Genomic DNA, 19,992 nt, shown 5'->3' with positions numbered 1-19,992 from the left:
GGGGCGTCCCCCCTAATTTCCATCGGTCAGATTTGCCGTGTACGTGTTCGTGCCGGGTTCCACGCGGACCGTCGTCTCTTGGGTGCCGTCGTGCAGGCGCACGTCAAAGGCCGTCGGCGTCTCAACGGTCAGCTCTACCGGGTCGTCGGGCGCGTCGCGGGCGGCTGCCTTCAGCGCTACTGTGACATCGTCGAAGACGAGGTTGCGCACCCCCACCTCTTCGGTCGTCAGCAGCGTCCAGTCGACCATGTTGTTCGGCACGTCGAGCGTGATGCCGATGTAGTGCTCGATAAGTTGCGCGATGGGCCCGTCCGCCGACCAACCGACGAAGTTTGGTGAGGCCGGATCGCCGGGGGCGGCCTTTTCTGGGGCATAATTCTCCCAGACCGTTCCGGTGTCCTGGAAGACCTCGGAGAGGTTATCGAGGTGGTTCACGACGATCTCACGGGCAAGTTCATGTCGTCCATTCGCGACGAGCCCCTTCGTGATCATGTGGTTAGTGGGCGCCCAAACCGAGCCACGCCAGTAGTTGCCCTTCGGGCTATATTTCGGGTGGTCGGCGGCGAGGGTAGGCACGCGGTGAGGCCGGTTGAACTCGTCGGGGTTGTTCAGGTGTTGGACGAGGCCGTCGACGTGTCGACGGTCTGTGATGCGTCCCCACATCGGCCAGAACGAGGCCACCGTCATTTCCTTCATGAAGGAGCCATCCTTGTCGAGGTCCCAATAGAACTGGTCCGTCTCGCTCCACATGTCGCGGTTGACGAGCGTCTTCAGATCGTCGTGGAGGGCGCGAAACTCGTCGGCCACGCCCTGCGCGCCGATGACGTCGGCCATCTTCGCGAGATAATGCGCCGCCAGGGCTTCGTTGGCATCGTAGTCGACCCAACTGTACGGCGGATAAAATTCATCGGCCACCGAGCGAGGGGAGTTGTCCATGCCACTGCTCCAGCCCGACCAGTAGTAGTGGCCGTTGTCGTGCCGCCGGTTTTGCTTCACCCACCGGGCATAGTCGGCCAGCACAGGTACGACCCGCTCGAAGCGGGAGGCGTCGCCAGTGGTTTTGTAATATTCGTACTCGATCCACGAAAACAGATTATTCCGCGTGAACCAGGGCGCGTCCTTCGGCTGGTCGTCCGACCCGTCCGACTCCTTGATGACCCCCGCAATGGCCCCATCGTCGTGCTGCTTGCGGTAGAAGTTGTCGAGGCTTTCGATGCTCGGGAGGGCGCCCTGGCCGTACTTCGCCCAGGCGAGCGCAAAACAGAGGTCCCACTGGAAGAGCCGGTTGTCGAATGCCTCGTCGATGTACCACCGAACGAATCCATTCTGCGGGGTCCCGTAGTGGGTCTGCTTGTATCCAATGGCCCAGCACGCATTGTACATCTCTTTCAGGTCGGGCCGCGACGGCACGATCGGCTCCGGCACCACGTCGAGCAACTTCGTACGGAGGGACGGCAGGTCGTCGTCCCGCTCCCGGGGAGCCTGTTGGTCCCGCGCGCCTGTTCCCGAAAGCGCGCTTGGGGCGAGTGCCACGAAGGGAGCCGACTGCAGGAATGCACGGCGGCTGGGCTCGGAGGCGTCGTCGGACATGCAGTTGACTGTCAATTTGGTGTGTAGCGAGGGGGGAAGTCGGCGGCACGCCGAGGAGTCTCGGCGCAGAAGCCGCGGCAATCAGGACGGAGGGGGGGTTGCGGCCCCGCAGCACTATTCGCTCTTCTGCCGCTTCCGGATCTTCCGGTATTCGGACCATGGGAGAACCCCAACCCGGTCGGACCACTCCTGGTGGCGATCGGCAAGGCGCGCGACGATCTCGGGATGCTCGTCAGAAACGTCCGTGGTCTCGGTCCGGTCTGCCACCATGTCGTACAACTCCCAGGTCTTGCGCCCATCGGACGTGACGAGCTTCCACTGCTGGGTCCGAATGGCGTGGTTGTCCGTATGAGTGAAGAAAAGGGATTCGTGCCCACCCGAAGCGGGCTGTTGATCCCGGAACGCAGGCATCAGGCTCGCACCGTCCGCCGGCACAATCTCGCGACCGTCGTAGGTCGAGGGGTAGTGCACACCCGCAGCGTCGAGGCACGTGGGGAGGACATCTGCGACGTGGCTGAGCCGGTCGGACTGGCGCCCCGGATTCACAATTCCATCCGGCCAGTGGGCGATGCCGGGCGTGGCGATGCCCCCCTCATGGGTCCAGATTTTGTAGCGCCGAAATGGCGTGTCGCTCACGTTGGCCCAGGGCCGGTGGTAGCCCATGTAGGATTCCGGTGAGCCGGCCTTCGCCTCGGGGGTTCGGTCAAGGCCGATGGCGGCTGCACCATTATCCGAGACGAAGAAAAGAAGGGTATTCTCGAGCTCTCCGGCCGCCTCCAGGGCATCCACGACTCGGCCAATGCCCTGGTCCATCCGGTCGATCATGCCGGCGTACGTGGCCATCATCCGCGTCCATCGCCGTTGATCATCCACCTCCGACCAGTCCGGAACCCGGGGGTCCCGGTCCGGAAGGCTCCACTGCTCGTCAATAATTCCCTGCTCGACTTGGCGTTCGTACCGGGCACGCCGGATGGGGTCCCACCCCTCCTGGTAGCGAGAAATGTACTTCTGAATGTCGTCTTCCCGCGCCTGAATGGGCCAGTGCGGAGCCGTGTAGGACAGGTAGAGGAAGAACGGATCGTCGTTTCGAGTGCCCCGCTCGACGAAGTCGACGGCCTCCGAACTTAGGAAGTCCGTCATGTAGAAATCGGGCATCAACTGCGACTCCGGCTTGAAGACGCCCTTACTGTGGGGGGCATACGGGGCGTTTTTCTTCACGATTGTCCGGTTCGGCGGAGGATTGAAGTAATCGCTCACGCCCTCCAGAAGCCCGCTGAAGTGATCGAACCCCCGGGCATTCGGCCAGTGAGCGTACTCCTTGCCAAGGTGCCACTTCCCTGACATCATCGTCTGGTACCCCTCGGCCCCGAGCACCTCCGCGATCGTAACACAGCGATCGTTGAGGTGGCCCCGGTACGCCGGCCGCTCCAGGTCGGCCCGCATGTGGCCCACGCCTGCCTGATGGGGATAGAGCCCCGTCATGAGCGAGGCCCGGGTAGGGCAACAGCGGGCAGCGTTGTAGAACTGTGTGAACCGGAGCCCGTCTTCGGCGAGCCCGTCCAGCGTGGGGGTATCAATCTCGGCCCCGTAGCAGCCCACGTCGGAAAACCCCATGTCGTCGGCCAGGATCACGACGATGTTCGGCCGTTCGGCTGTATCTGGCGCGCCCCCGGTCGACCGGGACGGTGCAAACCGAGGCCCCGAAAGTGCCGACCACGCGGCGGTACCGAGTCCAGCAAGACCAGACGTCCGAAGAAATTCGCGGCGTTCCATAGAAAGGAATGGATCGAGGCACGGAGAACATCGGCACCACAGGCGGGGGCAGCCCGGAGCGATTCTCCTCGCGGGACCTGGCTCCTGAATCTTCTACCGCACGAGACGGGCGGACGGATTGAGAAATTTTCCGGACCCGCGTCGGCCCAGGAAATCCGGGATCTCAGAGCGACCGCGTCGAGTCACGGAGGACGAGTTCCGCCTCCAGTCGCTGCTTCTCGTGCTGTAGTTTCCGGTCCGACTCAACGTGGCGGACCAGAATCTCTGCCGCCGCTCGCCCCATCTCCACTTTCGGAATGTCGATTGATGACAACGGGACGCAGCCGTACTGGGCGAACCCGATGTTGTCACATCCCATGACCGAGACCTCATCGGGAACCCGAATACCGAGTTCCGACAGGGCCCGCATGAGCCCGAGAGCAACGAGGTCGTTGTAGCAGAGAACGGCGGTCGGGCGGTCGGCCGGGCTCCGATCCCGAAAATACTCCAGGCCCGTTTCGTAGCCATCCTCCAGGCGCGCCCCGGCCGGAATGACGCGCTCGGCGCTAAAGGCCAGGGGCGATTCGCTGTAGGCCTCCCGAACACCAGCCGCACGCTCGCGACTGTGCATCGAGTACTCCGGGCCAGCAAAGTGAACCAGGTTCTCGTGGCCCGCCTCGATCAGATACAGCGCTGCTCGCTTCAGGGCGCGCACGTTATCGATGTCCACCAAATTGCACTGCACGCCCTGGATTTCTTCCAGGAGAATGAATGGGAAGTTGCGCCGCTTCAGGTCGTACAGGTACGAGACGTCGGTCTCCTCCCCAAGCACCGGCACCACGATGAGGCCAGCCACATCCTTGGCAACGAAGACGTCCACAATTTCCTGTTCCGTTTGGTAGTCGCCTTCAGAACTGGCAGTGAGGATGGAGTAGCCGTGCTCATTCGCGTGCTGGCGGGCCCCCGCGATGACGTTCGCGTAGTACGGATTGGCGGACTCTTTGATGATAAGACCCAGGCTTCGCTCACCGCCCCGCTGAAATCCCCGCTGCGCAGATGCACGAGGCCGGTAGTTCAGTTCATCGATGACGTCAAGAACCCTGCTGCGCGTCGAGTCGCTAACAGTGTCAGCGTCGTTGATGACGGCTGAGACTGTGCCCTTCGATACGTCTGCGGCTTCCGCAACGTCGTCAATGGTTGGACTTCCCATGCGAAAAGATCAGTTTGTTTCAGAGGACAGGAGGAAGAACAGTCAGCGGATGGAGAGAAGAAACTGACTTGTAGCGATGATCATAGGCGTTTTCTAGGTCCGTTCACCGCAGGTTGAAGGGGATTGGTATCGAGGGGGACTCTGTTCCTGAACTGTTCTGAAACAGGATGAACTAGCTTTAGAATACAAGGATCTGAACTGGTTGTCAATAGCTCCGGTTTCCCCCGGCCGTTGGTTCGGAGAAGCATTCAGTTTGACCTCAACCCGTCTCCGATTTTTTGTAAATGACCGAATACTTCAAACGATCGCCGTGCACGCGGGGCTGTAGTTTCAGGCGCTTGGCTCCTTGCCCCGAGCAAGATATACGCGGCGCTCCCTCCACAGGAGTTGAGGACAGGTCTCCCACGGTCAGTGACCGGGCATCGGTACCACCTGCCAGGTGGAAGTATATCGGCCGGTTTGCAGGACGGTAGACCACGGGTCTGTGAGCCCCCCCGGAAAACGAAAAGGCGGCTCCGTGAGGAAGCCGCCAGGAAACGTTCGGTACGGTAGCGGGGGCGGGATTCGAACCCGCGACCTTCAGGATATGAGCCTGATGAGCTACCACTGCTCCACCCCGCGATGTGTCACTCATTGATATTTGAGTGGTCGGGCGCAAGTTTCACGGGCAGCCGATTTCACGGCGATCTAATACACCCCCAAATTGTGCTTCACGCCCCGCGCACCGGCAAGTTTTACTCACCCAGGAGCGTTCTAATCTGCCACGCTCGACGCCTTTGATTCAGGCACGGACTCTGGGGCCAGGAACCGTGGTAGGCCCGCCGGCCCTGCGTTTCAAACCATTGATGGCCCGACGAGAACCGGGCGGCGATCGGGACATCATCGCTGACCCGGCCCGATTCCACTGGGGGATTCCTTTCGGCGCAGAGTTGTTCGGATAAACGGGGCCGAGGTGCACTAGCTGGGTCAACGCGTTGGTGCCGCCGGGCAGCACGCTGCGTTCAGGAACCCCTTTTTCGGATCCAGTGGAAGTTTTTTCGGAGCGGAGTCCAGCTTCGCCCCCCTTCGATTCCGAAGCGATCAGGGGGCCGTGTGCGGGCCGACGCCTCCCTCAGCGCGAGGTAGACGACTTCAGCTGAACCCGCACAACACCATGGGGGTGCCCGCTCCCGTACCTGAGCGTGGCCTCACTGGAGCTGAGGTGCTCTATTGACTTCACGTTCATGACGCTGATCTGGCGGAGCACATTGGGTCCTCCCCGCCGAGAACCTTCCACGTACACCCCGACGGTACTTTGGTTTGTGAAGCTGTCTGTTCCACGTTTCTGTAGCCAGTCGGGATGGAGCCGCTCCACAAGGATGTACGCGTTGCTCACAGTCCCTATCTCCTGGATCTCCTCTTCTGTAATCTTATCTGGGCTCTCCCCGCTGAGCTGATTCCCCCCTCCGCATGCAGCAAGGATTCCCCCTACGATGCAAAGGATCGTTCCAAGTCGTAGCAGCGTCCGGTAGCGCGACGAGTCACAGCTGGTGACGCCGGCAGAGTACAGTAGCATGGCGGTGAGACTTGCAGTTACGAGCACAACCATTTCACTTCTGTTTCAAAGGTCTTAACGCGCGGACTCCGGTACGTTCCGCGATTAGCGCGTACCCAGAGGGCGCCCTCCTCCGACCACTGTCGCGAGCCCGCTCTCCTTGGTGAGCGGAATGGAACGCTTTTTTCCGAAACGATTTTGCCCCGAGGATGCGTTATTTTGGGAGCGTTGAAATAGAAAGCAAACGGCCGTAGAACCGGATTCGTGCTAGCGGGATGAAGGCCCCACGCGACTCTGGGGGGTGCGGGTCCAGTCTCTTCCTCTTCGCGTTCCAGACCCCTGCCCGGCGAGACGTCCCGCGGGACCGGTCTTCTGCCAAGCGAATTTGGTTCCTGTGCGCTGCTCTGTACCGTAACATCCACTCGGCAAATGCGCGATCGCGTGTCGCTTCTCTCCCTCTTCCTGGCGGGTGTGATTCTTTTGACCGGAGGGGGCGCTCCGGCTCAGGCACAGGAGGCAGGACAGGACGCCGTCGTACGGGGATTCGTGCGCGCTGCCTCCGATGGCCGGGCCCTGCAAGGGGCAAATGTCGTTCTTCGTGACGGGACGGGTACGGTGCAGGCCGCTGCCGCTACCGACGCGGAAGGGTTTTACCAGATCGCCCAGCTTACTCCGGGCCGCTATCGTCTGCAGGTGAGTTTCGTCGGGTACGAGTCTTATCGCGACACCCTCCGCCTCGCCGCCGGTGAGCGACGAACCGTGTCGGTGTCCCTGTCCGTGTCGCCCCGCACCCTGGAGGGCGTGACCGTCGAAGGGCGCCAGCCCGTCGAGGAGGCCGAGGCAGGATTGCGCCAAATTCGTAGTGCCGAAATTCAGACGATCCCCACGCCTGGGCCTGGGAGTGACCTATCTTCGTACCTGCGAGGCCTTCCCAGCGTCACGACGACGGGGGACCGTGGGGGACGCCTCTACGTTCGTGGCGGCACGCCCTCCCAGAACCTCGTCCTTGTCGATGGCATCCCGATTTACAAGCCCTTCCACATCATCGGCTTCTACTCTGCGTTCCCGGGCGACCTGGTGTCGAGTGCCGACTTCTACGCTGGAGGCTTCGGGGCCGAATACATGGGCCGGATCTCGTCGGTTTTAGATATCCAGTTGCGCGCCGGAAATACCGAGAGCTTCGAGGGGACTCTCGGGGGCGGCCCGTTTTTGGCGTCGGCTCAGGTTGAGGGGCCGCTCCAGCGAGGATCGAGCTCGTTCCTGATTAATGCCCGTCACTCCCTGATCGAGCAGTCGGGCCCGACCCTGCTGGGTCAGGAGGCACCGTACGAGTTCTACGACGTCACGGCCAAGGTCCACACGCAGTCGGAGTCGAGCCAGTGCTCATTTGTGGGCCTTCGGACGTACGACCGTGGGCGCATCGATCCGGAGCGCGCGTCCTCCTTCCGCTGGAACAATACGGCCCTGGGGGGCCAGTGCCTCATTTTTGGGGGGCGTTCTGCGCAGGTCCTCGACGTCAGTTTCGGGACGAGCCGGTTCGGGAACGCCGTGCAATCCCCCGATGGCACGGAGCGAACGGCGAGCACCTGGCGCATCTACACGAACTTCGACCTGAAGCAGCCGGCGCTGTGGGGCAACACGCTACGGTGGAGCGCAAAAGTACGGGCCGATAAGTACGCGTACGGGTTGACCCAGCCCTTCCTCGGCGTTCAGACTACAGACCGATTTCTCATCACCATTGCCACGCACCTCGGTGCGGAGCTGTCATGGGGGGACCGGCTCACAGTCAATCCGAGTCTCGGAGCCCAGATTCCGGTATCACTGGGCGGATTTTCGTTTGAGCCCCGGCTCCACCTCTCGTATCGTCCCCAAGGGTCCGACCAGACGAAGATTACGGCTGCGGGCGGGACTTATCGCCAGTTCATCGTCGGCATTACCGACGAACGGGACGCGGGGTCGACCTTTCAGGCACTCGTTCCTACCCCCTTCGAGAATCGCCCTTCGGAGGCCATCCATGCCCTGCTGGGCTGGGACCAACGGCTGGGCCAACACACGCGCTTCTCATTGGAGGGCTGGTACAAAGACCTGCAGAACCTTCCCGTTGCGCAATGGACGCCCATCGTGCGCTTCAACACGGATCTGGTTCCGGCGAGGGGAACGGCCTTCGGGGCGGATCTCTCGGTCCAGTACAACAGAGGGCCCGTTCGGCTCGGTCTCTCGTACGGATACGGACAGGTGAACTACCAAGCCGAGGTGTCGAGCGGCGACCCGCCCGTGGAGTTTCCCCCTCCACACGATGTTCGCCACAAACTCGGCCTCACCGCCAGTATGGAGATGGACTGGATCACGGCCAGCGCGCGCTGGCAGTACAATTCTGGGCTCCCGTTCACAAGTGTCTACGGGTACGACACGATGCTCGAGATCCGGGGACTCCGCGATCAGCCATCCGAAAGCATCGGAATCCCCCGTGCGCTTTTCGGTCGCGCCTACGGCGCACGTCTTCCTGCCTACCACCGGCTCGATGTGTCGCTCAAGCGCACCATCGACTGGTCCGCCGCTCAGCTCTCGGTGGAAGCCGGAGCAATCAACGCATACGACCGCGCCAATGTCTTCTACATCGACATCTTCACGCTCGACCGGGTCAACCAGCTCCCCGTCATCCCCTACCTTTCCGTCAAGGTCGGCCTCTGATCAGCGGCTGCTCGGAGGGCGTTGCCCAGCGCCCCCGAATGTCATCGCGTTCGGCAGGCGTCTTCGGTCCTACGCCCCCCTTTACAGAACCTCTCACAGACTGCTCTCCGTTTTTCTCTCGTTTGTGTTTAATTTCTACGGAACGTCACGCGTTCTCGGCTCGGAGTGGGCCCCTACGCGCCCTGCCCTGGCCGTCCTTTCCGCGGTGGCATTGCTCTTCGCGAGCTGCGATCCTACTGTAGACGTAGTTCGACCTTCCGAGCAGTATCAGTACTCTCTCTTTGGGGCCCTCAACGTTGCCGCCGATACTCAGGTCATTCGGGTAGAGCCCCTCGGGGACACGACGCAGATTGGCGCCCCTCCCGAATTTGACGGTACCGTCATGCTCAAAAATCTTGACGGCAAGGCAGAGGTCCGCCTGCGTGACTCCTTCGCGACGGTGGGGGAGCAAGATGCTCGGGTCCATAACTTCTGGACCACGCATTCCATCCGGCCCTCTACCACCTATCGGGTGTCCGTCCAGCGCAATGGAGACGCCGTGACGAAAGCCACCACGACGACGCCGGCGCGCCCGCCTGATCTCTCCTACAGTCCGGGCCTCCGTCTACCCTGCATTTTTCCGGGCCCGTTTGAAATCGATCCGCTGAAGCCGCCGAACACGTTCGTCGTCAGGGCCCGAAATATCGAACACATCGCGGTTGCCGACGCCATTTACCCCGTCACCTACGAGACCGAGCAGGAGACCCTCCGTACGCGCAACGACTTCAGCTACTACAACACGATCGAAAGAAACGGGGGGATCTTCGAGATTTTCGTCTTCTACCGCCCGGAGCTGGTTCGTCTCAATCCGGACCCTCCACCGGGCCCGTCTCAGGAGTGTGCAGGGTTCGAAGAGTTTACTCATCCCTACGCCCTCGTAGCGGTGGCATCCGGGGGCCCAGGCTGGCCGGAGGAGTGGCGCGGGCTCCCGTTCGATCAGATCGTGAGTCCCGATACGTTTTCGAACGTTCGGGGAGGGCATGGATTCGTTGCCGGCATCTACTCAGACACGATTCGGGTGCCCCTCCGACGTCGAAATCCCTGAACAAGAAGGCTCTCTAGCCTACCATGGACTGTGATTGCTTGCGCAGGCCGCGCCGCACAGTGTTGATGGTGGCCGCCCTCCTTGCCGCTGTTTTGCTGCTCGGACCTGGGTGTGATCCGACCGTCGATGTCTTTCGACCGTCCGATCAGTACCGGTTTTCCCTCTTCGGTGCGCTCAACGTCGCCGCCGACACGCAGGCCATCCGGGTTGCCCCGATCGACGACACAACACAGCTTGGAGCCCCGCCCACTCTCGGCGTACGGGTCTACCTAAAAAACCTCGACACCGGCGAACGGATTCCTCTGCGTGACTCCCTGACGACGCTCGGCGGGCGGGATGTTCGGATCCACAACTTCTGGACCGCGCACCCCATCCGGCCGTCTACCTCCTACCAAGTGGTCGTCCAAGATGATGGAGCATCGGTGACGTCAGCCACCACGACGACGCCCGACCAGCCGCCGGACCTCTCCGGGGGCTCAGGGTTTCTGCTGCCCTGCGTGTTCCCGGGTCCCTTCGACACCGACTCGCTGAAGGTCGAAAACACGTTTTTCATCGAAGCCCGGAACGTCGAGCGCATCGCTGCTGTCGATATCATTTATCCGATTACATTTGGGACCTTCCGGCTCCGCAAAGAATTCAGTCACTACCAGGACGTCGAGGACAAGGGCTCGTACTTCGAAATTCCAGTGTTCTATCGAGGAGATCTGGTAAAGGCCAATCCGTTCCCCTCCCCAGGACCGTCGTGTCCCCCCATAGGATCGTTTACGGATCAACACGCCCGGGTGGCGGTGTCGGCTGGGGGACCCAACTGGCCGAGCCAGTGGCGCGGGCTCCCCCTCAATCGGGTTGCTAATCCGGACGCGTTTTCGAACGTGCGGGGAGGGCACGGTTTCGTCGGCGGAATATATTCGGACACCCTCAAGGTGCCCGTTCGACGACGCCCCTCCTAGCCGAAACAAAAACGGCACCTCTGTTCTTCCGACGGTCCCATGCCTCAATGAGCACTTTTCCTTTCGGCAGCCCCCAAAGAGGATGCGGGCACCTGCTCAGCCGGAGTTGGGGGTCCAGTGGTGCCGGTCGAGATCCACACGGTCCTCTTCTACGAACGTGACCCCTTCGCTACGCAGCCGCTCCTCCATGGCGCGGGGCGTCTCGAAGTGTCGCTTGCCCGTCAGCACCCCGTCGCGGTTTACCACGCGATGGCACGGCAGGCCGCTTCCAACGGCGTCGTGAAGGGCCCACCCCACCATGCGGGCCGCCCCCCGACGGCCGAGGTGCTCGGCAATGTCGCCGTACGTGGTGACGCGTCCGGGTGGGATCTGAGCGACGACGGCCCGGACGCGTCCGAAGAACGACGCGGATTCGGAGGGCGGGTCCGGAGAAGCCATGTCGTGGGATGCGGCCCGTTTGTCCGATGAGCGCGGGACAGCTTCGCATGCTCCGAGAGGGTGAGGGCGACGCTAGGTCCCTGCCGGCGGCGCGACCCGGAAGTTGATGCGCCGCTCAACGGTCTGACCCGTCGTCTGGTCGGTAACACGAACGGTAATCGCTACCGACTGGAGGGCCTCGGACGCCTCGTTCCAGTCGAGTAGGATGACCTCCGGGGCGGTCCTCTGCGTACCGGTGTACGTGCTTGCGGTCTCGGTCCGTTCGACGTCGGTTCCGTCGAAGAGCCCCAGGAATCCCCCGTCCTGGGTTGTGCGCTCTACCTCGTAGGCGACCTTGTACTTTGTGCGATCTTGGCCGGTGTACGCCAGGTGATACACCTCGAAGTACAAGAGCAACGGGGCATCCGTGGTGAGAGACGAAAACGGATATGGAATCGCGTTCTCGGCGGGATTGGGGGTCTCAAACTGCCGGCCGGACGGAACCATCGGTCGAAGATCACTCATCTCGAGCTGCTCCGGATCCGCGGAAAGCGGCCGCAAGGAGTCAATCCGGATGGTCTGCCGGCCGGTTCGATCTTCGAGGCGTGTTTCTGTGTCTTCCCCCGAGACCTGGAATCGACTCCACTGGAGGGCGAGATGGTAGGGATCTGTGGTACCCTGCACCTGCAGAACCTCGGGGGCAACCTGCGCCCTCCTCCCTTCCTCTGCCCAGTTGAGGCCGAGAACAGAGTTCTTGAGGGCCTGCGGCCGGTAGCTGCTGCCGTACCGCACGAGGGAGACGCGCATGACCTGTCGGCCAGTTTCTGCACCGGCCAGCCCGCCAGTGCCGCCCCAAAACACCTCCGTGCGAGTTGTCCCGTCCTCGTCCATGAACCGGGCTGTTCGGGCCTGAACGGGGAGGGGCGTTTCGCTCGTGGCAACGTCCGAATGCTGGAGGGGCATGCTCTTTTCACGCTCCCGAACGAACACGCGCTGCTGATGATGGACTTTTTGAACCACCCTCCTCGCTACGGCGCTCGGAGCACGTTGATTCCTCCCGGGCCCCTTGCGGACAGTCCGCTCGCCAGTTCCCTCCCCCACTGACCCCCCAGAACTGGGCTTGAGGTCTGCCAGAAGTTGCTGGTTGACGAAGTAGTTCGCGAGATCGTCGTAGACGCCCCCCGCATCCTCATAGTGCAGTGACAGCTGCTGGAAGATGTGCCGCATCGCAGCCAAAGACGAGTAGGCCCGGTTCAGACTCCGGTCTGCGGAGTGGAAGTTCCCCTTTAGTTTTCTAGGCACCAAATCCAACGGGCGTCCGAGCTTGTACGATCCGTTCTGCTCCACAAAGAGATAATACCCATTTTTCCCTACGCCGGGGTAGCTCCAGATTTTATTGGCGGGGAAGTCACTCCGGGTTACCCCGACTCCAAACCGGATTACTTCTTTGAAGAATCGGGCATCCGTGAAGAGGACGGAGTCTCGATGGGATGGAGGTCCGTAACGGATATACAGATCCCCTCGCTCGTCCCACCCCACGATTCGGTCCTCGTGCCCGAATTTTGACCGGGCCGCCTGTACTCGGGCCAAGTGCTCTTCGACACGCTCGTTTACGGAGGTCGACAAGCTGGGATCACGCCGGCGCCACCAGGCTGCGAGCCAGTTGCCACTGTCGTCCCGAAAGACCCAGGTTTCGGGGCCGCCGTCAGCCCCTGCCACGAAGAGCCGGGCGCGCTGCCGGTCGCTCAGGAGTGGAAGCATCTGGGCCACGTGGCGACGCAAGACGGACCGACCCGAGGCCCGAACACTGTCCCCTACGTGGCTGAGAAGCCTGACGTAGGCTTCAGTGGCCCGCTCACGACCTTCGTTGTCTCCTCTGGACCAACTCGCCCAGAGGTGAGCATCGACGAGCCGGGCATCGAAGCGGTCTGCGTCCCGTAGCGCGTTCACTCCCTTTCGCCAAGCCCACCGCATGGAGTCGGGCCGGTTGCAGGCCTTGTAGGCCTTCCCCAGCCAGAAGGCAGCCGCCCCGTGTCGTTCGCTCACACGGGCCGGTGCACGGCGGAACACGCGACGAAGAAGATCAAGCGCCCGCTTGGGCTGATCCTGCTTGTACGTTTCCACCCCCCGATCAAACGGGTCATCCCCGCTCCCCCCTGCTAGCAGGAGAGGAAGTACGCAAACAAGGACGCCCCCCAGGAATCGTCTCACGGCACCCGGTGTAGGTTCAAGCTGTTCACGGACCGCAGCGAAGATGCGTTTTCCCCTGCTGAGTGGGATTGTAGGAAGCCCCTCACCTCTTGTTCACATGCTCTACGCCTGCCCCACCCAGCAATGCCGGCGGTGCCCCCCGCTGCGAATCATCCCAGCACGTGTTGTGCCATATATGAACGGCACGTGTGCCTGCCAGAACCGACCCCCATCGTTGCTCCAGACGAGCTCCGGAGCCCATCCGGCCGAAGGTGGAGGGCTCGGCGATCGTCAGGTGGGCTCTGAGTCGAGTTCAGAGCGACGACGTAGCTGTTTCTCTCGGGAAGAAGCTTGTTTTGAAGGCACCGCGCATGCTTTGCACCGTAGCACAAGCCGCTCCCAGCGGTGCAGAGGGCGAATTGGGACAGGGCGTACAAAAAATTCCCCCGTTAGCGCAGGGACGCCAACGGGGGAATTCGGCGAGAGAATCGCCGATAAGGAATGCTATTTCCTCTGCGAGAACAAACCCTTTGCGGCGTCTCGGCCCAGAGGCGGAACAAAGTCCAGTCCCCCAGCGGACTTCCGAGTCCGCAGGCAGATGTTCGGCCGGGATGACGGAGCGTCCTTCCCGCCGGGAGCCTAGTTCGGAACGATCTTGACGGTTAAGTAGCGCATCGTCTCTGCCGGCTGGAGGTTGGCATCAGGATTTCCGTCCAGCCGGAGTGCAACCCGAACGGGCCCTCCATCATCCGGGATGCCGTCAAGAATGGTCACGGTGAGGGGTGCTGAGCTGGAATCGGCCGGCAGCGTGTAAGAGCCAGAGATCTCGTAGTTGGTTCCTTCCTCCGCGGTGGTTCCGCGGGCGAGGATGGTCGTGTCCTTGGCCACCCCTCCAGTATCAGCCGGAAACTCCTTGACGTACGTCACTGTCTCCTGGGCAACACCGTAGTTGACCTGCGTGTCCGAGGACCGTTGCGGACCGATCAGTTCCGTCTTCAACGAAATCGTTCGTTCTGAGCCGGCTGGTTCCGAAACGGAAATCGTGGCGGGCTGATCGGCAGATTGGGCCTGGGCTATCAGGTCGAACCCAAAGGCAATCTTATCTTTCCCGTCGTACGGCCCGGAGAGCTCATCAAAGCAGCCCGACAGGACGACCGTGCAGAGAACACTCAGTAGGAGGAGGCCGAGCGTGCGGAAACGACTTGTAGCAGTCTCACTCATCACAGTAAATCTGGTGGTTGTGTGCTTGGCATCAGTGGGTCTCGGGGAAACCGGCGCCCCCAGAGAAAGGGGGCGCCAGGGAGGCGTCGCGGCCTAGTATCCCGGATTTTGCTCAAGCTCCGGGTTGCTGGCCACCTCCCCGCTCGGCAGGGGCGCGAGGACACGAAAGTCCTCGTACGAAAGCTCGTCGGCAGGGACGTTCGCCTGCGGCTTCGGAATGTCCCGGGCACGGCGCTTCAAGGTGAAGAAGCGATGTCCCTCGTAGACGAGCTCTCGTCGTCGTTCTACAAGAATCGAATCGATGAGGGCCTGGCCGCTGACGTTGCTTCCAATTTCGCCAATGCCCCGGTTCGTACGGATCACATTCAAGTCCGATCGGGCCCCCGCAGCATCGCCCTGCTCAGCGCGGGCTTCGGCTCGGAGGAAGTACACTTCCGCGAGCCGGATAATGGGAATCCGGTCGGCAAACGACCCGAGAGTCTGGCTGTACTTGGCCAGAACAGGAGTTCCCGAGGAGAGTGTGTCGATGATGGTCCTCCGGACGTCCCCGGGAGGGTACGTCTGGAGAAGATCCTCGGAGGGAATAACCTGGAAGTTAAACGTCCGGAATCCAGCGTCGGACGGCTCGTCCGCCGCCCGAGACGCGAAGGACAAAGAGGCAAGCGACTCGTTGGGGCTGGTCGCCGCGCCATCGTTGTTCGGGTTCATCTTCAGCTCGAAGAGCGTCCCGGGCAGCGTCTGCGCGAACCATGCACCCGGAAAGTCGGACGGGGTCATCATCCGGGCGCCCAGCCCCTGCGCGGCGTCGAGGGCATTCGTAGCGGCCTGCTCGGCGGCACTCCAATTCTGGAGGTAGACCTGAACGCGGGCGAGGAGGGCGTACGCTGCGGCCGCGTTGGCCCGGTTCTTACTAAGATCCTTCCCCTCGAGCAGCGGAATGGCGGCCTCCAGATCCGAAACGACCTGCTGGTAAACCTCCGTGTTGGGGGCTCGCGACCGGAAGTCGGCATCCTCCGGAGACTCGGTAGGTTGAGTCCGCAAAATGACCCCCTTGGTAAAGCCATTCACTTCTCGCCCCGGCGCGTAGGCGTAACAGCGAACGAGGTCGAAGTAGTTCAGTGCCCGGAGGAAAAGCGCCTGTCCACGAATCTTGTCGCGCACGGCCTGCTTATTCGGAGCGGTGAAGTCCTCGAAGCCCTGGATCTTCGTGATGATGTTGTTGGCCAAGTTGATCGCCCCGTAGCTTCCGTACGGTGTAAGGTGGGCACCGGACTGATTCCGCGTGGGTGCATTGTACCGGTTCGCGCCCTGAATAAAGGTGGAATTGTCGGCGAGCGCTTCCGGGTAGAGCATGAATTGCTGACCGTACCGCCCGACGTTCTGCAGCTGGTCGTACACCTGAGCCAGCGCAGACCGAAACCCAGTAATCTGCGTGAAGGCCTGTGAGGAGGGGATGGAGCCTGTCGGCTCGGCCTCGTCGAGGGCGATTACGTCGCATCCTCCGAGGAAGATGCCCCCTCCGAGAACCACGAGAAAGAGAAAGGCTGTAGCTCTGCGTTTCATGATTGACTGGTTGTCTGCTAGGAAGGGCACTTTCAATGGGACTTCTACCGCAGGGAAAGGAGGTCCCCGCCCGATGCCGCGCGGGCGGGAGCCTTGAGTCTGCTGGGCGGACCTAGAGGGTCACGTCGACGCCCGCGGTGAAGGTGGTGGCCTGCGGGTAGCTGCCAAGGTCAACCCCCACACCCTCCGGATCAAAGCCGTTGTATTCCGTGAAGGTAACCAGATTCCGGCCTTGAACGAACAGGTTAACGCCGCTCAGCTCCGGAATCTGTTGCAGGAAGCTACTAGGCAGGGCGTAGCTAATGCGCACCCGCTTCAGACGGATGTAGGAAGCATCCTCGAACCACCGGGTCGTTCCGAATCCGTTGGCGGGAATCGGCCCGAAGCTGTCAAAGAAGCCAGTGGGCTTCGGCGTGTCCGTGACGTCGCCCGGCTGCTTCCAGTAGTCGAGCACGTTCCCGGACCGCCGCAAGAAGTAGAAGGTATTCGCGCTCAAGAAGTACGCGTCGTTGTTAAAGGTTTTGCGGCCATAGTCGTACTGAAAGAAGACCTCGGCCGAAAGCCCCTTGTAGGAGAATTGATTCGTAAGTCCACCGTAGAAACTGGCATTCGTGTTTCCAACCAGGCGGTTGTCTTCTGTATCCGTCCAGTCGTAGGTCAGGTTTCCCTCGGCGTCCTTATACAGTGGAACCCCATTAGCGGGATTGACGCCTACAAAAGGAGTCAACTCAAACTGATCCGGGGCGCGACCGACCCGATAAACACCACCGGCGTTGATCTCTCGGTCGTCCGGCAGGAGCTTGCGGACCTCGGAATCCTGGAAGGCGATGTTGAAGGTCGTTCGCCACTGGAAGGCCCGGTCGATGTTCGTCGTTTCCAGTTCAATCTCAAGCCCCCGATTTCGGAGCTTTCCGACGTTGTCGATGAAGCTCCCGAAGCCGCTGTCGAGAGGGAGGTCCCGGTTCAGGAGCAGGCGATCGGTGTTGTTGCGGTAGGCGTCCACCGACCCGGAGACGCGACCGCCAAAGAGGGCCCAATCGAGCCCCACATTGACCTCGCGCTTCTCCTCCCAGGTGAGATTAACGTTCCCGAGACTCTGCGGCGCAATTCCTGATGTGCCCAGATACTCTCCCGCGGACCCGAAGAGCCGTCGGGACTGGAAGTTGCCGATCTGGTTGTTGCCGACCTCGGCGTAGCTAGCGCGCAGTTTAAGATCGGTCAGGAAGCCGACATCTTGGAGGAACCCTTCCTCGCTGAGGCGCCAGTAGGCCGCGACACTTCCAAAGGTTCCCCACCGGTTGTTCGATCCGAACCGAGAGTTTCCGTCGATGCGAACCGTAGTCCGGATCTGGTAAGTTCGATCGTAGGTGTAGCTCAGATCCGTGAAGAAGCTCAGTTGCCGGTACTCAGTTTCCGAGTAAAACACGCCTGTCGGCTCGGCAGCGGACTGTAGCGTCCGGAAAAGATTGTTGGGGAATCCCCGTCCGCTCTCACCAGTGTCGATGTCCTGTTCCTTCCTGAATTCGGTGCCGACCAGTCCCGATACTTCGTGCACCCCATCGAAGGTATTGGCATAGTTGAAGGTGTGACTCGCATTGTAATTCAACTCCCGATCCTGCTGAAGCGACTGCGAACCGCCGATGGCGGAATAGGCGGGAAGCCGGGGATCCTCGTAATCGTTTTCGAACTGATCCTGCCATTGAACCCCCACCAATGTCCGGGCCGAAAATCCGCCGCCCAGGCTCCATTCAAAGGTGGTGCTTCCGTTGATGGCGGTGTTGTTGGACGACGTATCGTTGAATTTCTCCTGCGCGACCGGGTTGAACGAGAAGACAAAGTTCGGCTGAAGCCTGAATCCACTCGAGGGCTCATTGGGCTGTTTGTAAACCGGTGTGTTCGGCGGGATGAAGTAGGACGCCCAGAACGGACTGTTGATGAACGGCCCGTCCTCAATCGTGCCCCTTATGGTCAGGGTACTCACGTCCACCTTCGAACTCACCGTCAGCCAGTTCGTCACGTCCTGCTCCACATTCACCCGAAGTCCGCCGGACCAGAGCTTGGAGTCGAGAATCTGCCCCTGGTCGAAGGTGTATCGTCCGGAGACGTAAAATCGCGTGTTCTCGTCGCCGCCCGAAAAGGAAAGGTCGTATTCCTGGCTGTACGCCTTGCGGTAGACCCGATCCGGCCAGTCCGTGCGGAGCGAGTCGGCCGTCGACCCAAGACTCAACCCACCCGCCGAGAAGGGCGTGTTGCAGAAGAACGAGGTGGTGGGACGCAGAGCCGACGGCACCGCCTGAAGCGGGCACCCTTCGTTGGTAAACGTGAGCTCACGACCTTGTCCGGGCGAGAGGAAGTCTTGGCCGAAGAGCCGATTAAACGATCTTGCGTTCGCGGCTCCAGTATAGTCGGCCCACTGATCAAGACTCATCATGTCGAACTCCTTCAGGCGCTCGGAGCGACCGACCGAGGAACTGAAGTTGATTTCCGTGTCGCCCGCCGCACTGCCCGATTTCGTCGTGATGAGCACCACGCCGTTGGACGCCGAGGCCCCGTAGATCGAGGCGGCATGCGCACCACGGAGAACCCTGATGTTCTGGATGTCTCCGGGATCCAGGTTCGCGAGGGGATTGCCGGATGCCTGACCGAACGTGTCTCCCGTCGAGACTTGCACCCCGTCAACGATGAAAAGCGGATCGTTCCCCCCCGTGATGGATCCTTGCCCACGGATGCGGACCTGGATGGCCGACCCTGGTTGCCCGCTCGTCGAGGTCACACGCACTCCCGCAACCTCTCCCTGGAGGGCCTGGTCGGCACTGTTAACATCCATCTCCTCGATACTCTCGGCACTCACGTTTCCTGAGGCAGCCGTTTCGGCGGCCTGGTCAGCGGTTTGGTACCCGGTGACCTGCACTTCCTGAAGTTGGGCCGCTGCTCGTTGAAGTTGAAAGTCGACCTGGATGGTTTCGCCAGCCGAGACTTCGATGGTGCGCTGCACGGTCTTGTAGCCGACAAAGCTCGCCACGAGCGTCTGCTCGCCGGTCGGAACCCCTGTTATCCGGTAGCTCCCGCTCGTGTCGGCGGCAGTCCCGATGGTTGTGCCGTCAACCTGCACCGACGCTCCCGGCAACGGCTCCCCATCCTGATCGGTAACGGTGCCAGTTACGGTTCCTTCCTGGGCCCATGCCAGGCTCGGCACCAGAAGCAGGGCCAGTCCCAAAGCTGAAGCTCTTAGCAGTCTTTCCATAGCAGCGGTCAGGTTGTGAATGAGTCGTGTTGGTAGGGGGCCAGCGGCAGGGTCAACTACAAGGCGTGGTGGCCGCAGGGCCGGATGGCTGGGAAGTTACGGCCATCTTCAAGCTGTCCCTCTTAGCGCACTGCAAACGGTACGAAAGAGAATATAAACTGTCAACCGGGTCCATTTTACACCGTGGGCTTTCTGTAACAAATCGCTCAAAACCGCATGTCGTCCCCGCCCTCTTCGACCGAGATCGCTTTTCTTAAATCGAATTTAATACCCTTTCAGCCTCGTCCATCGATTGGGGCAGAGTGGCATGCGGGACAGTGCACGACGCAGCTCGGCAGCTAGTGACGGTCTTGAGCGTGACGCTGCTGAAGACGTGAGCAGCCTGACCATTTCCCGGTGCCTGCTGGCGGCCCTGACTGTTGCTGTCACCTACGTCTGTCGATCAGCAGGTCGTTCTCGAGGGCCCACTTCGTACCCGCCCCGCCTCCTTCGTTTGTCTTGAAACAAACCTGGAGAGTGATTGGAAAGGGAAAGTCCTGTCGCGTT

Annotated in this window: 12 protein-coding genes and 1 tRNA gene; 3 read left to right on the top strand and 10 right to left on the bottom strand. The window is 61.4% G+C overall.

Annotated features, from left to right (window positions below; genetic code table 11):
- Window positions 1-12: 12 nt before the first annotated feature.
- The 5 genes from ABEL04_RS07300 to ABEL04_RS07280 form a co-directional block, all read right to left on the bottom strand.
- Window positions 13-1,590, bottom strand: coding sequence for an MGH1-like glycoside hydrolase domain-containing protein (locus ABEL04_RS07300; RefSeq protein WP_375801727.1), 1,578 nt, complete (start codon window positions 1,588-1,590; stop codon window positions 13-15).
- Window positions 1,591-1,704: 114 nt separating this feature from the next.
- Window positions 1,705-3,363 carry an arylsulfatase gene (locus ABEL04_RS07295; protein WP_375801726.1) on the bottom strand — a complete coding sequence of 553 codons (1,659 nt, stop codon included), beginning with the start codon at window positions 3,361-3,363 and terminating at the stop codon, window positions 1,705-1,707.
- 163 nt (window positions 3,364-3,526) lie between these two features.
- Window positions 3,527-4,552, bottom strand: a complete 1,026-nt coding sequence (locus ABEL04_RS07290) for a LacI family DNA-binding transcriptional regulator (RefSeq protein WP_375801725.1) — start codon at window positions 4,550-4,552, stop codon at window positions 3,527-3,529.
- 549 nt (window positions 4,553-5,101) lie between these two features.
- Window positions 5,102-5,173 (bottom strand) — tRNA-Met (locus ABEL04_RS07285).
- 490 nt (window positions 5,174-5,663) lie between these two features.
- Window positions 5,664-6,140: a hypothetical protein gene (locus ABEL04_RS07280; protein ID WP_375801724.1), complete on the bottom strand. Its 477-nt coding sequence runs from the start codon at window positions 6,138-6,140 to the stop codon at window positions 5,664-5,666.
- Between the two features lie 375 nt (window positions 6,141-6,515).
- Between ABEL04_RS07280 and ABEL04_RS07275 the strand changes: the two genes are divergently transcribed.
- The 3 genes from ABEL04_RS07275 to ABEL04_RS07265 all read left to right on the top strand — a co-directional run bounded on the left by ABEL04_RS07275 (window position 6,516) and on the right by ABEL04_RS07265 (window position 10,811).
- On the top strand, window positions 6,516-8,777 hold the full coding sequence (locus ABEL04_RS07275) for a carboxypeptidase regulatory-like domain-containing protein (RefSeq protein WP_375801723.1): 2,262 nt from the start codon (window positions 6,516-6,518) through the stop codon (window positions 8,775-8,777).
- 124 nt (window positions 8,778-8,901) lie between these two features.
- A complete protein-coding gene (locus ABEL04_RS07270) occupies window positions 8,902-9,861 on the top strand; it encodes a hypothetical protein (RefSeq protein WP_375801722.1) in 960 nt (319 codons plus the stop codon).
- Window positions 9,862-9,884: 23 nt separating this feature from the next.
- The gene (locus ABEL04_RS07265) at window positions 9,885-10,811 is read left to right on the top strand and encodes a hypothetical protein (RefSeq protein WP_375801721.1); all 927 of its coding nucleotides are present in this window, start codon (window positions 9,885-9,887) and stop codon (window positions 10,809-10,811) included.
- Window positions 10,812-10,907: 96 nt separating this feature from the next.
- On the opposite strand, the gene ABEL04_RS07260 is transcribed toward ABEL04_RS07265, so the two are convergent.
- From ABEL04_RS07260 to ABEL04_RS07240, 5 genes are all read right to left on the bottom strand, one after another.
- A complete protein-coding gene (locus tag ABEL04_RS07260; RefSeq protein ID WP_375801720.1) occupies window positions 10,908-11,249 on the bottom strand; it encodes an MGMT family protein in 342 nt (113 codons plus the stop codon).
- A gap of 72 nt (window positions 11,250-11,321) precedes the next feature.
- Entirely contained in the window at window positions 11,322-13,352 is a 2,031-nt protein-coding gene (locus tag ABEL04_RS07255; RefSeq protein ID WP_375801719.1) for a GWxTD domain-containing protein, read from the bottom strand.
- 705 nt (window positions 13,353-14,057) lie between these two features.
- Entirely contained in the window at window positions 14,058-14,639 is a 582-nt protein-coding gene (locus tag ABEL04_RS07250) for a hypothetical protein (RefSeq protein WP_375801718.1), read from the bottom strand.
- Window positions 14,640-14,732: 93 nt separating this feature from the next.
- Entirely contained in the window at window positions 14,733-16,202 is a 1,470-nt protein-coding gene (locus ABEL04_RS07245) for a RagB/SusD family nutrient uptake outer membrane protein (RefSeq protein ID WP_375801717.1), read from the bottom strand.
- 112 nt (window positions 16,203-16,314) lie between these two features.
- The gene (locus ABEL04_RS07240) at window positions 16,315-19,446 is read right to left on the bottom strand and encodes a SusC/RagA family TonB-linked outer membrane protein (protein WP_375801716.1); all 3,132 of its coding nucleotides are present in this window, start codon (window positions 19,444-19,446) and stop codon (window positions 16,315-16,317) included.
- Window positions 19,447-19,992: the final 546 nt, after the last annotated feature.

This window comes from Salinibacter sp. (assembly GCF_042218895.1).
Classification (GTDB): Bacteria; Bacteroidota; Rhodothermia; order Rhodothermales; family Salinibacteraceae; genus Salinibacter.
The sequence above is the reverse complement of the archived record's forward strand: the minus strand, read 5'-3'. Positions and strand labels throughout refer to the sequence as shown.